The sequence below is a fragment of the Shewanella nanhaiensis genome, from assembly GCF_019457885.1.
In the GTDB taxonomy this organism is placed as follows: Bacteria; Pseudomonadota; Gammaproteobacteria; order Enterobacterales; family Shewanellaceae; genus Shewanella; species Shewanella nanhaiensis.
Genome location: NZ_JAHZST010000090.1, coordinates 1 through 255 on the forward strand (window position 1 = coordinate 1; position 255 = coordinate 255).

Annotated in this window: 1 protein-coding gene; it reads left to right on the forward strand. The window is 57.6% G+C overall.

What is annotated here, in order from left to right:
- The coding region (locus tag K0625_RS24965; RefSeq protein ID WP_220111936.1) for a hypothetical protein at nucleotides 1–255 on the forward strand (255 nt) is incomplete at both ends.

Genomic DNA, 255 nt, shown 5'->3' on the forward strand with positions numbered 1-255 from the left:
CACCGATCCGGCGGGCAACATTGCCACTGGTAACGACAGCGCAACCTTGGATTACGGCAGCAGCGCCCCATTAGCGCCAACCGTTGAAATCACTGAAGATGCCAACAACGATGGCTTCATCAACGACGCCGAGCTTAACGGTCAAATCAACATCAGCGTCACCTTAGGCGCTGGCACGGTCATTGGTGACACCGTCACCGTCACCGATCAAGACGGCAACGTCCTGTTCAGCGGCCCGGCCACCCAAGACATGCT